This window comes from Variovorax sp. RO1 (genome assembly GCF_002849325.1).
Taxonomy (GTDB): Bacteria; Pseudomonadota; Gammaproteobacteria; order Burkholderiales; family Burkholderiaceae_C; genus Variovorax.
In genome coordinates this window covers 257353-269618 of sequence record NZ_PKMT01000003.1, presented here as the reverse complement: position 1 = coordinate 269618, position 12266 = coordinate 257353, and the positions used below count along the sequence as shown (strand labels likewise).

Below are 12266 nucleotides of genomic sequence, written 5' to 3'. Positions count from 1 at the left end.
CGTTTTGGGCGTTGGCAGAGAGCCGGCTCTAGGCCCTGTTCCCCTCGTGGGAACTATCACTTTGGTTCACAATCTGGCAATATTGCAACCGAAAGAAACCAAGGTAATCAAAAAAGCCGATAGCCGGAAAAAGAGTAGAAATCGATTAACTTTTGTTCACGAAGTCGCGACTTTTATCTGTGACAAGGGGGCTTAAATGGAAAACGATCTCGACATTTCATTGACCGATGTCGGTGGTGGCGCTAGGAAATTCTCCAATCCTGGCCAGTTCGGTGGGCTCCTGGCGCCCTCGGCAGATACCCTGCCGTGGCCGGACTACCTCACGGGCCAGGAAACGAAGCCCGTTCGTGTCCTGCTCGTCGACGACGACCCCTTTGTTCGCCGCGTCATCGCCCAGGAGCTTCTGGGCGATCTGCGCATCCAGCTCGAAGGCCAGGCCGGCTCCCTGCGCGAGGGCCGGCGCCTCCTGATGCAGCATGAATTCGATGTGCTCATGGTCGACATTCGCCTCGGAGACGGCAGCGGATTCGAGCTCATCGAAGAAGCCAAGAAGCACCGCAGCGCTGCCGAGATCATCGTCATTTCCGCCCTGGAAGACGAGCCCCAGGTGTTGCACGCTTTCGAGCTCGGCGCCTCGGGTTACCTGGTGAAAAACGCCTGGTTTCAGAGCTACGCCCAGGCCGTGTTGCAGGTGGTCAATGGCGGTGCCGCCATCACCCCCCGGCTGGCCCGCCGGCTGCTCGTTCACCTGGACCACCAGCGCGCCAATCCGAGCCCGGTGCGCCCGCCGGACAGCAAGGCAACCCTGTCGGCACGGGAGCGCGAAGTGTTACGGCTTGTAGCCACGGGATATGTGACCGAAGAAATCGCGCTGCAGCTCACCATCAGTGCCCAAACGGTCAATGCGCACGTCAAGAACATCTACCGCAAGCTGCACGCCCACACCCGCGCGCAGGCCGTGAGTTTCGCCTCGCACCGGGGGCTGCTCTAGGGCGCGCTTCGGGCGCGCCGCGTTCGCAGCGGAGCCATCCATGCCCGCGCCGGTGCCCCCGCTCCCGCCGTATTTCCTGGAGGACCAGTTCGTGTGGCTTTCCATCGCCGCCTGGTGTGTGCTCCTGATCTGGCTCTGGCCGCACGCCTCGCGCCAGCGCAGGCTGCTGTGGGTGGGGCTCGCGTTTGCGCTGCACCTGACGCCGCTGGTGGGGCAGGCGATTCGCGCAACCTCCGCGATCACCACGCTGGGTACCGAGGTGCCGGCCGCCTTCTGGGCCCTGCAGGGCGTCAACATCGCCGTGCTCTGCATGATCGTCGGCACGTGGTACCTCACACGGCGCCGCCTCCTGCGCAACCGCCAGGCGCAGGCCGTGCTCGCCGAACGCCGCCGCATCGCCAGCGACCTGCATGACGGCGTCGGCTCCCGGCTGGTGGCGCTCATGGCCAGCTACGACCCGCGCTCCGCCGACGCCCGCGAGCTGTCGATGGCCCTGCAGGCCTGCCTGCTCGAACTGCAGATGACGGTCGACTCGCTCGACGACCAGCCCGACACCAGCATCGGCGATCGTTTGGGTCATTTGCGTTACCGGCTGCAACCGGCGTTCGACCGGCTCGGCATCACCCTCGTGTGGAACGTGCAGGACGTGGTGCTGTCGCCGCCGCTCTCGTCCGAGGCCGCGATGCAGCTGTGCCGCATCGCGCAGGAGGCCTTGTCGAATGTGTTGCGCCATTCGCAGGCGACCCGCGTGGAAGTGCGCTTTGGCCCGCGCGAGCGCTCGCACGGGCTGGTGCTCGAAGTGCTCGACGACGGGCGCGGCCTGGAGGCGACGGCCGGCGAGGTCGGGGGCAAGGGCCTGCGCAGCATGCGCGAGCGCGCCGACGCGCTGCACGGCGAGCTGGCCGTCATGGACGCGGCGCCGCACGGGCTGCGCATCCGGCTCGTGATGCCGGGCGAAGTGTTGCCGTTGGCTGCAGTCGTGGCAGAGGCCGAGCGCACGTTGTAACTATGCCGCGGGGGTGCCCGGCCGGCGGCGTCTTCGCCTATGGCAAACTTCCGCGCTTTGCCAGGGACGCGCTCAAGACATGCAGAAAATCATTCGCCAGCTCGCCGTTGAAATCAAGGTCGGCGAGCACCAGGTGAAGGCCGCCGTCGACCTGCTCGACGAAGGCGCCACGGTTCCGTTCATTGCCCGCTATCGCAAGGAAGTCACGGACGGCCTCGACGACATCCAGCTGCGCGAACTGGAAGCCCGCCTGTCTTACCTGCGCGAACTTGAAGACCGCCGCGTGGCGGTGCTCAAGGCCATCGACGAGCAGGGCAAGCTGACCCCCGAGCTGCGCGCCGCGATCGAATTCGCACCCACCAAGCAGGAACTCGAAGACCTGTACCTGCCGTTCAAGCAGAAGCGCCGCACCAAGGGCCAGATTGCCCGCGAATTCGGCATCGAGCCGCTGGCCGACAAGCTGCTGGCCGACCCCACGCTCGACCCCGCCGCCGAAGCCCAGGCCTTCCTGCAGCCCGCCACCACGCTGGACGACGGCAAGCCGGGCCCCGATTTCTCCACCGTGCCGCTCGTGCTCGACGGCGTGCGCGACATCCTGTCCGAGCGCTGGGCCGAAGACGCCGTGCTCGTGCAGGGCCTGCGCGAATGGCTCTGGAACGAAGGCCTGCTCAAGTCCAGCCTCATGAGCGGCAAGGACGAAAACAACGCCGACATCGCCAAGTTTCGCGACTACTTCGAATACGACGAGCCCATCGGCCGCGTGCCCTCGCACCGCGCCCTGGCCGTGTTCCGCGGCCGCGCGCTCGAAGTGCTCGACGCCAAGCTCGTGCTGCCCGTCGAACCCGAGCCGGGCAAGCCCAGCATCGCCGAAGGCAGGATCGCGCTGCACCTGGGCTGGAGCCACGCGGCCCGTCCGGCCGACGACCTGCTGCGCAAGTGCGTGGCCTGGACCTGGCGCGTGAAGCTGGCCCTGTCGACCGAGCGCGACCTGTTCACCCGCCTGCGCGAAGACGCCGAAAAAGTCGCCATCAAGGTGTTCGCCGACAACCTGCGCGACCTGCTGCTGGCCGCACCCGCCGGCCCGCGCGTCGTGATGGGGCTCGACCCCGGCATCCGCACCGGCGTGAAGGTGGCCGTGGTCGATTCGACCGGCAAGCTGGTCGAAACCGCCACCGTGTTCCCGCACGAGCCGCGCAAGGACTGGGAAGGCTCGCTGCACACGCTGGGCAAGCTGTGCGCCAAGCACGGCGTAAACCTCATCGCCATCGGCAACGGCACCGCCAGCCGCGAAACCGACAAGCTCGCCGGCGACCTCATCAAGCTGCTGGCCAAGATGGCCGAGCAGGCCGGTGCGCCCGAAATGACGGTCGACAAGGTCGTCGTCAGCGAAGCCGGGGCCTCGGTGTATTCCGCCAGCGAATTCGCCTCGCAGGAAATGCCCGACGTCGACGTGAGCTTGCGCGGCGCCGCCTCCATCGCGCGCCGCCTGCAAGACCCGCTGGCCGAGCTCGTGAAGATCGACCCCAAGAGCATCGGCGTGGGCCAGTACCAGCACGACGTGAACCAGAGCGAACTCGCGCGCACCCTGCAGACCGTGGTCGAAGACTGCGTGAACTCGGTGGGTGTCGACCTGAACACCGCGAGCGTGCCGCTGCTCAGCCGCGTGTCCGGCCTGTCGGCCAGCGTGGCCAAGGCTGTGGTGCGCTGGCGCGAAGCCAACGGTGCGTTTTCCACCCGCAAGCAGCTGCTCGACGTGACCGGCTTCGGCCCCAAGGCCTTCGAGCAGAGCGCCGGCTTCCTGCGCATCCGCGACGGCGCCGACCCACTGGACATCACCGGCGTGCACCCCGAAACGTACCCGCTGGTCGAGCAGATCATCGTCAAGACCGGCAAGCCGATCGCCGAGCTGATGGGCCGCGCCGACATGCTCAAGACGCTCAAGCCCGAGCTGTTCGCCAACGAGAAGTTCGGCGTCATCACGGTCAAGGACATCCTGGGCGAACTCGAGAAGCCCGGCCGCGACCCGCGCCCCGACTTCAAGGTGGCGCGCTTCAACGACGGCGTGGACGACATCAAGGACCTCGTCGAGGGCATGATCCTCGAGGGCACCGTGAGCAACGTCGCCCAGTTCGGCGCCTTCATCGACCTGGGCGTGCACCAGGACGGCCTGGTCCACGTGAGCCAGCTGAGCCACAAGTTCGTCAACGACGCCCGCGAAGTCGTCAAGACCGGCGACATCGTCAAGGTCAAGGTGATGGAAGTCGACGTGGCCCGCAAGCGCATCGGCCTGTCGATGAAGCTCGACGCAGCCCCCGCCCGCCGCGACGGCCCGCGCGACAACCGCTTCGAAGGGGCAGGACGCGGCCAGCAGCAGCAAGGCCGACGCGACAACGCGCCGCAGCCGGCGGGGCAGATGGCGAGTGCGTTTGCCAAGTTGCAGGGGTTGCGCAAGTAACTGCAAGCAGACCGAAGGCCGCCCCGTTAAACTAGTCATCTAACTAGTCTGATGGGGTGGCGCCAATGAAAACCTGGCCGGTACAAGACGCGAAAGCGCGCTTCAGCGAATTCCTGGAGGCCTGTCTCAACGACGGGCCGCAAATGGTCACCCGGCGCGGGGCCGAGGCGGCCGTGCTGGTGCCGGCCGCGGAATGGCGGCGGCTGCATGCCATTGCCAAGCCCTCGCTCAAGGAACTGCTGTGCGCCGACGAGGCGCGCACCGAGTTCCTCGTGCCCGAGCGCGGTGCCGCGCGCAGGCGACGCGTCACCCCGGCCCGTTGAAGGCGCGCGCGGCATGTACCTTCTGGACACGAACGTCATCTCAGAACTGCGCCGGCTTCGCCCTCATGGCGCCGTCCTGGCGTGGCTGGCGCCCATTCCCGACAGCGAGCTTCATCTGTCGGCCGTGACGCTGGGCGAAATCCAGGCCGGCATCGAACTCACGCGCGAACAGGACGCCGCCAAGGCGGACGAGATCGAGCAATGGGTCGAACTGGTCGCTGCGTCGTACAACGTTTTGCCGATGGATGCGAAGACGTTCAGGCTGTGGGCCCGGCTGATGCACCGCAGCTCCGTCACGCTGTACGAAGACGCCATGATCGCCGCCACCGCGAAGCAGCACGGGCTGACCGTCGTCACGCGCAACGTGAGCGACTTCGCCGGCTTCGGTGTCGAGGTCTTCAATCCGTTCGAAGCGGGTGCCGCATGAAAGCCCTGCGCATCTACGCCGGCCCCGCGGCCCGGCAGCACATCGAGCAGCACGGCCTGCGTCCGCAGGACGTGCGCACCGTTCCCGGCGCGGCGGGCGGGCCCAAGGGGCTGATCCTCGGGCCGCTCGATCGCTTCATCTTCGGGCGCTGGCTCACGCAGTCGAGCCAGCCGGTGGACCTGGTGGGCGCGTCGATCGGCGCGTGGCGGCTGGCGACGGCGTGCCTGTCGGACCCGGAGGCGGCCTTCGGACGTTTCGAGCACGACTACGTGCGCCAGCAGTTCGAAGTGCCGCCGGGCCAGAAGCGGCTCAGTCCGCACCAGCTCAGCGAGCGTTTCGCGGAAAGCCTCGACACCTTCTACGGCGGACGCATCGGCGAGGTGCTGAGCCATTCGCGTTACCGGCTGCATGTGGTGACCTCGCGCGGGCGCCACATCCTCGGGCGCGAGGGCAGGGCGCGCACGCCGGTCGGTTACCTGGGCGCCTTCGCGAGCAACAGCCTGCACCGCAAGAGCCTGGGCGCCTGGCTGGAGCGCTGCGTGTTCTCCACGCCCGGCGCCGCCCTGCCTTTCGGCACGACCGACTTCCGCACGCGCCAGCACGCGCTGAGCGAGGCCAACTTCAACCGCGTGCTGCAGGCGTCGTGCTCCATTCCGTTCCTGCTGGCCGCGGTGCACGACATTCCGGGTGCGCCGCGCGGTGCCTATTGGGACGGCGGCATTACCGACTACCACCTGCACCTGGACTACCAGCCGGCGGACGAAGGCATCGTGCTGTACCCGCACTTCCAGCAGGCCGTGGTGCCGGGCTGGCTCGACAAGGGGCTGCGCTGGCGCCACAAGTCGACGCGCTTTCTCGACCGCATGGTGGTGCTGGCGCCCAACCCCGAGTGGGTGAAGACGCTGCCGCACGGCAAGCTGCCCGACCGCAAGGACTTCATCCGCTTCGCGAACGACGCGCAGGCGCGCATCTCTGCGTGGGGCCAGGCCACGCGCGAGGCGACGCGGATGTCGGACGAGTTCGAGGCCTGGCTCGGCGACGACGGGCGTTCGCGCGACATCCTGCCGCTCTGAGCGCACCAAAGTACCGTTGTCCCGTCGGGGACAAACCCTGAGCGCCGGTGCGCAAGGGCGCTTCGAGAATGGCTCGATCCATGCCATCCGAAGGGTTCCCGACCATGCCGCACGCCACGCTCTCCCGCCGCCGTTTTTCCCTTGCCACGGCCGCCGCCGCTGCCAGCCTTGCCGCACCGTCTTTCGCACAAAGCGCGTGGCCGAACAAGCCGATCCGCATCGTCGTGCCCTACACGCCGGGCGGCTTCACCGACCAGATGGCGCGGCTGGTGCAGGTGGGCCTGCAGACGCGGCTCGGCCAGCCCGTGGTGATCGACAACAAGCCCGGCGCCAACAGCCTGATCGGCGTCGATGCCGTGGCCAAGGCCGCACCCGACGGCAGCACCTTCGGCGTCGTCATCGCCGCCTACACGGCCAACACCACGCTGTACCCCAAACTGCCGTACGACCCGCGCAAGGACCTCGTGGGCGTCTCGCTCATGGGCGTGTCGCCGCTGCTCGCGGCGGTGAACAACGATGCACCGTTCAAGACCGCGCGCGAGCTCATCGACTACGCACGCAAGCATCCCGGCAAGATCAGCTTCGGTTCGTCGGGCAACGGCTCGGCCGCGCACCTCACGAGCGAGCTGTGGAAGTCGCTCACGCAGACCTACATGATCCACATCCCGTACCGCGGCGCGGTGCCTGCGCTGACCGACCTGATGGGCGGGCAGATCCAGCTGTTCTTCGATGCGCCCACAGGCCTCATCAACCAGGGCAAGGCCGGCAAGGTGCGGCTGATCGGCGTGGCCGGCGACAAGCGCCTGCCGGCCGTGCCCGACGTGCCCACCTTCATCGAGCAGGGCTTCGCGGGCTTCACCGGCAGCACCTGGGCCGGCATGCTGGCACCGGCAGGCACGCCGCGCGAGATCGTCAAGCGCATGTCGGAGGAGGTGGCGCGCATCATCAAGAGCGACGAAACGCGCGCCAAACTCGATGCCATGGGCACCTTCCCAGCAGGCAGCACGCCCGAGGAGTTCGACGCGTTCATCGCGTCCGAGACCACCAAGTGGGGCAAGGTGATCCGCACGGCGGGCGTCAAGCTGGACTGATCGCCCCGCGCGGTTTCAGGGCGCCAGCACCAGCACCTTGAACTGGCTGGGCACGATGCGCATGCCCACGATGTTGCAGCGGTTCTGCACCGACAGGCTCGTCATGCGCGTGCAGGGCGTGCCCTTGAGCAGCACCGTGAAGGCGCCGGTGATGTGGCGTGACGGCCCCATCACGGTCTGCGACACCACGCCCATCAGCACGCCGGCGTTGTCGCCGTTGGTGATCGGCGTGGTGGTCGCCATGTTGTGCACGGGCGTGCCGCCGTACAGGATGTTCCAGGCGTTGGGCAGGGCCGTCGGCCCGAGCGCGATGTTGGGGTAGGGCACGGGCAGCGCGGGCGGTGTCTTGCAGACATCGGGAAAGGCGAGGTCCATTCCCATCATCTGTGCGTTGGCGAACATGGCGAAAGCTCCTTTTTTCTCTGTCTGCATCAACCCATGTGGATCTGTTCGGCGTCGACCTTCACCAGCGCCTGGCTGGTGACGAAGGTGTTCTTCGCGTGCAGGCGCAGGCTTTGCGAGGCCTGCATGTCGATCTGGCCCGCGCGCACCTGCTCGACCTCTTCGGTGAGGCGAAAGCTGGAGCGCGTGAGCAGGCTCAGACGGTCGAGCACGGTCTCGAGCGTGCGGCCCACGAAGCGGGCGACCAGCGTGGTCACGCGCACTTCGGCGCCGCGGTAGGCCATGTCGGTGATGTCGACGGTCGCCTTGTCGGCCTGAAGCGCGAACGTGGACGCCTGCAGCGCGATGCCGCCGCGGCGCGAGCGGATCGTGAGGTCGCCGTCGGCCACGAGCTGCGACTGGCTCGGGTCCGCCTGCGTGACGACGGCGATCAGGAACAGCTGGTCGCGCTGCGGTCCGGCCACGAGCACGACGTCGCCCAGGGCGGGCTGCAGCAGGCAACTCGCGGCGCGCGGGCAGTGCCAGGGCGCACCGCCTTGCTGAGGCTCGACGACGAAGCGGCCGTCGGGCAGCGATTGCACGATGGTGCCTAGCGCGCTGCCGGTCCAGGCCGGTGCAGCGACCGACGGCAGTGGCTTGCGCAGCAGCGCGTGCATCTCGGTCTCAGGCGTATCCGATAGCGGCGAGACAAGCTCGCGAACGGCGCGGTGGTTCATGGCAGGGTGTCCTGTGGATCGGGCGGCAGCGGCCGTCCGAAGGTGTCGCGGCCGGCGCGTTGCGGACGGCTCGCGCGGGCCGCGGAAAAGCGCTCGGCCTCGAACAGTGCGGGGTCGCTGTCGAGCACACCGAGGCGGTCGCTCCAGCGCACGCCGGTCTCGATCACGCGGTGCATCTGTGTGCGATGGAAGGTGGCGCCGCGCAGGTCGGCCTCGCTGAGGTCGGCGTACGAAAAGTCCGCGTACACGAGGTGGCTGCGGGCGAACGCGGTGCGGCGGCAGCTCGCGCGGTGGAACACGCACTGTTCGAGCCGCGCGTCCGACAGGTCGGCGTCGTCGAGCCTGGCACCAACCCACAGGCTCTGGTCGAAGTGCCCGCCGCGTGCGTCGGCCCGTCGCAGGTCCGCTTCGGGAAACAGGCACTGGGGCGCGTGCACACCCGACAGCACCGCGCCTTCGAGCTTCGCGCCCTTGAAGTTGCACTGGCTCAGCCGCGCGCCGGCAAAGTTGCAGCCCGTCAGGTCGGCGTCGATGAACTGGCACAGATGAAACGACTGCGCCGAGAAGTCCTGCCCCGCGAGGTCGGCCTCGCCGAAGATCACGTTGTGAAAGCTCGCGCCCCTGAAATGCGTGCCGCGCAGCGCCGCGCGGTAGAAGACGGTGGTGTTCAGCGCCACGGCGTCGAAGCGCGTGCCGTCGAGGCGGCATTCGCCGAACACCGACTTGGTGAGGTCCGCGCGCTCGAAGCCCGCGCCGTCGAGCGTGCTCTGGTGAAAGGTGGCCTGGCCCGCCTGCGCTTCGGTCATGTCGACGCCGCACAGGTCGGCCTCGGCGAAGACCGCGTGGGCCATCGCCGCAGACCGCAGGCGCGCGCGGGGCAGGGCGCAGCGGTGGAAGGCGGCGTGCTGCAGGTCGGCGGCGTCGAGCACCGCGTCGTCGAAGCGGCAGCTGTCGAACACCGACTCGGCCAGCCGCGCGGCATGCAGGGTGGCACCACGGAAGTCGCAGGCGCCGAAGCTGCCGCCGCGCAGATCGATGCCGTCGAAGTTCATGCCCTGGAAGTCCTGGCCCTGGATGTGTTCGCCGCCGCGGATCGTCGCTGCCAGCTCGGCCGGCGTCATGGCGCCGGGTCCGCGGCGCGGCGCGGGAGGGTCTTGGCCTGTTCGAGGTACGCGCCGTGCGTGTCGGTCACGCCGTCGATCAGGGTCTGCGACACATCGGCGCGGAACAGGTTGGCCTCGCGCAGGTCAGTGCGGACCAGGCGGGCTTTCTGGAGGCTGGCATGCATGAGGTTGGAGCCGCGCAGCGAGGCCTGTGTGAAGTCGGCGCGGATGAACAGGCTTTCGGGCGCATCGCAGCCGCTGAGGTCGGCGCCCGTGAGGCTGCAGGCCGACAGGTCGCAGGTGTCGAGCGTGGCGCGCACGAAGCGCGCGCCGTCCAGCGGCATCTCGCGCAGGCCGCATTGCACCAGCGTCGCGCCTTCGAAGTCCATGGTGCGCAGGCTGCTGGTGCCGACGAAGCAGGTGGTGTGCAGGGTCGCGCCGCGAAACACGATGCCGGTGTCGCCCGGCGTGTGGGCCCAGGCGCAGGCTTCGAGCCTGGCGCCGCTGAAGTCGAGCCGCTCCGCGATGCACGAGATCAGCCCGACCTTGTGGAGCACGGCGCCGCGAAAGCTGCAGTCCTGCAGGCGGGTCTGTTCGATGAAGGTCACGTAGGAAAAGCGTGCGGCGTCGAAGCGGCAGTGAGCGACCTGCAGGCCGAGCACGGTCAGGTGTTCCAGCGAGGCTTGCGAGAAATCGCAATGGTCGAAGTGCGTCTGCTCGAGCGTGGTGTGGTGCAGCTGCGCGCCGGTGAACACGGTGTGAACGCAGTGGGCGAGGCTGAGGTTCGCGCGGTGCAGCACGCAGCCCGCGAGCGAGGCGCGGGAAAGGCGCGCACGCACGAGCACAGCCTCGGTGGCATCGGCACCGTCGAGCCGGGCGCCTTCGAGGTTCGCGTGCTCGAGCAAGGTGCGGTGCAGGCGCGCACCGCGCAGGTCCATGCCCGACAGGTCGGCGCCCGTGAGGTCCATCTCCGAGAGGTCACGCGTGGTGGCCATCGCGTCCTGCACACGCCGGCGCGCCTCGGTGGCGCGTTCGCCTTCGAGCACGTCGGCCGGCGACTGGTGCTGCGCGCCCATCCGGTACATGTCGATCAGCCCGCGCTGGCCTTTCTCGACCACCTCCGCGAAGGCTTGCTGCTGCGCGGGCGGCAGCGCGGACGTGCCCGTCGCGGCGGCGATGCCGAACATGCCCTGCAGCACGGTCTGCGCGTCGAAGGCGGGCGGGCCCTTGGTCGTGGTGCGGTCGATGCTCGAGACCAACTCTGCGGAGTCGAAGCCGACCTGGCGCGACTCGGCCGCGTTGAGTTGCCCCGCGCGTTCGAGCTCGCGCCGCCCATCTTCGAGCGCCTTGCGCTGGTCCTGCGTGAAGCGCCGCGTGCGTTCGACGAACTCCGGCAGCTCGGCGAGCGTCGGCATCTTGCGAAAGGGCTCGGGCATCGGCCTTTCGCGCAGCAGGCGCGGATCGTGGCCGGCCTCGCGCGCCTTCTGCATCATGTCCGCGCGCAGCCGGTCGCCGCGTTCGCGCATGTTGCGCACGAGCGCGGATTCCTCGCCGTCATCCAGCGTGTCGAGCCAGGGGCCGATGGCCTGTGCGGGCAGCAGTTCGTCGTCGCGGGCCGCATGCAGCGCGCCGGTCTCGGGATCGCAGCGGCGCTGGAGGAGGGCGAAGTAGTGCGCCAGCGGGCGCGGCGTATCGCCCGCGGCTTCGATGGCCGGCATCACATGCGTCACGTCGTCGGCATCGTCTTCCACGATGTCGATCTCGCCGTGGTGGATCAGCGCCACCTGCCCGCGGTGCGGAAAGAACCACGCGGTGGTGAGGCGCATGGGCACCTCGTCGAACTGCTCGGGCTCGCGGCCACGACCGCTCCGCCGCGCGATGAAGGCGCGCGCACGCCAGTCAGGCAGCCGCCCGCGCTGCACCGGTTGCGTGGGGTGCATGTGCCAGATTTCGTAGGGCGTGCCACCCGGGATGTGGTCGCACGCGGGCCAGCGCTGCTGCGGCGGCGCGGCGTTGAAGAAGCGCCAGTCCATGTCTTCCGAGAAACCGGGGAACAGGTGCTCGCGCCAGTGGCCGTCGTACTGCCGACCGATCAGGCGCATGCGGCTGGGCCGGGTCAGGTCGATTGCGCCGAAGCCGGCCGGCGCGGTCTCGCGGTCGGGCCGGTCGATGCGCTGCTGCGGGTCTTCGATGTTCGGCAGGCGCTGAACCTGCAGGCCGTTGACGGTTTCGAGTGCATGGCCGATGCCCTGCGGATTCTCGGCAAAGCCGGGGCCGCCGTAGGCACGTGTCGCGTCGAGCCGCATCGACTCGAAGGGCTGCGGCGCGGTGGCGCGGCCGTCGAGCCAGAAGCGGTCGCCGAACACCAGCAGCTGGCGCGAAAGTTCACCCATGTGCATCGCGACGGCGCAGGCGGTCTTGTCGTCCTGATGGTGCGTGTAGGCGTGGCCGGTGGCCAGGAACTCGGCGTGGGGTTTGGGAATGCCCAGGTCGATGGCGCCCGTGGGGCCGAGTTCTTCGGCGGCGATCTTCCAGAACTCCGGCTCGGGCAGCAGCACGGGCGCAGTGTCCATCGACACCATGCCCATCAGCGTGACGCCCAGGCGCTGCTGGCGGCCGCGAAGAAAGGGGCGCGTGATGACGCTCAGCCGCAGCGGCTTGACGGTTTTCAAGGGGCGG

Annotated in this window: 11 protein-coding genes; 7 read left to right on the top strand and 4 right to left on the bottom strand. The window is 68.5% G+C overall.

The window, feature by feature from the left end:
* The first annotated feature begins 196 nt into the window (after positions 1-196).
* The 7 genes from CY658_RS18190 to CY658_RS18160 all read left to right on the top strand — a co-directional run bounded on the left by CY658_RS18190 (position 197) and on the right by CY658_RS18160 (position 7366).
* The gene (locus CY658_RS18190) at positions 197-991 is read left to right on the top strand and encodes a LuxR C-terminal-related transcriptional regulator (RefSeq protein ID WP_062472928.1); all 795 of its coding nucleotides are present in this window, start codon (positions 197-199) and stop codon (positions 989-991) included.
* A gap of 91 nt (positions 992-1082) precedes the next feature.
* Positions 1083-1997, top strand: a complete 915-nt coding sequence (locus CY658_RS18185; protein WP_257884911.1) for a sensor histidine kinase — start codon at positions 1083-1085, stop codon at positions 1995-1997.
* A 79-nt stretch (positions 1998-2076) separates the two neighbouring features.
* Complete coding sequence (locus tag CY658_RS18180; RefSeq protein ID WP_101491543.1) at positions 2077-4452, top strand: Tex family protein; 2376 nt, start codon at positions 2077-2079, stop codon at positions 4450-4452.
* 65 nt (positions 4453-4517) lie between these two features.
* Positions 4518-4775, top strand: coding sequence for a type II toxin-antitoxin system Phd/YefM family antitoxin (locus tag CY658_RS18175; protein WP_101491542.1), 258 nt, complete (start codon positions 4518-4520; stop codon positions 4773-4775).
* A gap of 13 nt (positions 4776-4788) precedes the next feature.
* Positions 4789-5202 carry a type II toxin-antitoxin system VapC family toxin gene (locus tag CY658_RS18170; RefSeq protein ID WP_101491541.1) on the top strand — a complete coding sequence of 138 codons (414 nt, stop codon included), beginning with the start codon at positions 4789-4791 and terminating at the stop codon, positions 5200-5202.
* Positions 5199-6275 (top strand): phospholipase, encoded by a 1077-nt coding sequence (locus tag CY658_RS18165; RefSeq protein WP_101491540.1) that lies wholly within the window; start codon positions 5199-5201, stop codon positions 6273-6275. Before CY658_RS18170 ends, CY658_RS18165 begins: the two co-directional genes overlap by 4 nt.
* Positions 6276-6379: 104 nt before the next feature.
* A complete protein-coding gene (locus tag CY658_RS18160) occupies positions 6380-7366 on the top strand; it encodes a tripartite tricarboxylate transporter substrate binding protein (protein WP_101491539.1) in 987 nt (328 codons plus the stop codon).
* 15 nt (positions 7367-7381) lie between these two features.
* Here the strand turns inward: CY658_RS18160 and CY658_RS18155 are convergent, their stop codons facing one another.
* From CY658_RS18155 to CY658_RS18140, 4 genes are read right to left on the bottom strand one after another with little or no spacing between them, the layout of a single operon-like run.
* Positions 7382-7768: a DUF4150 domain-containing protein gene (locus tag CY658_RS18155; RefSeq protein WP_101491538.1), complete on the bottom strand. Its 387-nt coding sequence runs from the start codon at positions 7766-7768 to the stop codon at positions 7382-7384.
* Between the two features lie 29 nt (positions 7769-7797).
* Positions 7798-8484, bottom strand: coding sequence for a DUF3540 domain-containing protein (locus CY658_RS18150; protein WP_101491537.1), 687 nt, complete (start codon positions 8482-8484; stop codon positions 7798-7800).
* A complete protein-coding gene (locus CY658_RS18145; RefSeq protein ID WP_101491536.1) occupies positions 8481-9605 on the bottom strand; it encodes a pentapeptide repeat-containing protein in 1125 nt (374 codons plus the stop codon). Before CY658_RS18145 ends, CY658_RS18150 begins: the two co-directional genes overlap by 4 nt.
* Complete coding sequence (locus tag CY658_RS18140) at positions 9602-12259, bottom strand: DUF2169 family type VI secretion system accessory protein (RefSeq protein WP_101491535.1); 2658 nt, start codon at positions 12257-12259, stop codon at positions 9602-9604. Before CY658_RS18140 ends, CY658_RS18145 begins: the two co-directional genes overlap by 4 nt.
* Positions 12260-12266: the final 7 nt, after the last annotated feature.

Bases quoted from the DNA above. Each gene is read 5' to 3' on its own strand.
- CY658_RS18190 (WP_062472928.1), top strand. From the start codon at position 197: ATGGAAAACGATCTCGACATTTCATTGACCGATGTCGGTGGTGGCGCT.
- CY658_RS18180 (WP_101491543.1), top strand. From the start codon at position 2,077: ATGCAGAAAATCATTCGCCAGCTCGCCGTTGAAATCAAGGTCGGCGAG.
- CY658_RS18175 (WP_101491542.1), top strand. From the start codon at position 4,518: ATGAAAACCTGGCCGGTACAAGACGCGAAAGCGCGCTTCAGCGAATTC.
- CY658_RS18170 (WP_101491541.1), top strand. From the start codon at position 4,789: ATGTACCTTCTGGACACGAACGTCATCTCAGAACTGCGCCGGCTTCGC.
- CY658_RS18165 (WP_101491540.1), top strand. From the start codon at position 5,199: ATGAAAGCCCTGCGCATCTACGCCGGCCCCGCGGCCCGGCAGCACATC.
- CY658_RS18160 (WP_101491539.1), top strand. From the start codon at position 6,380: ATGCCGCACGCCACGCTCTCCCGCCGCCGTTTTTCCCTTGCCACGGCC.
- CY658_RS18155 (WP_101491538.1), bottom strand. From the start codon at position 7,768: ATGTTCGCCAACGCACAGATGATGGGAATGGACCTCGCCTTTCCCGAT.
- CY658_RS18150 (WP_101491537.1), bottom strand. From the start codon at position 8,484: ATGAACCACCGCGCCGTTCGCGAGCTTGTCTCGCCGCTATCGGATACG.
- CY658_RS18145 (WP_101491536.1), bottom strand. From the start codon at position 9,605: ATGACGCCGGCCGAGCTGGCAGCGACGATCCGCGGCGGCGAACACATC.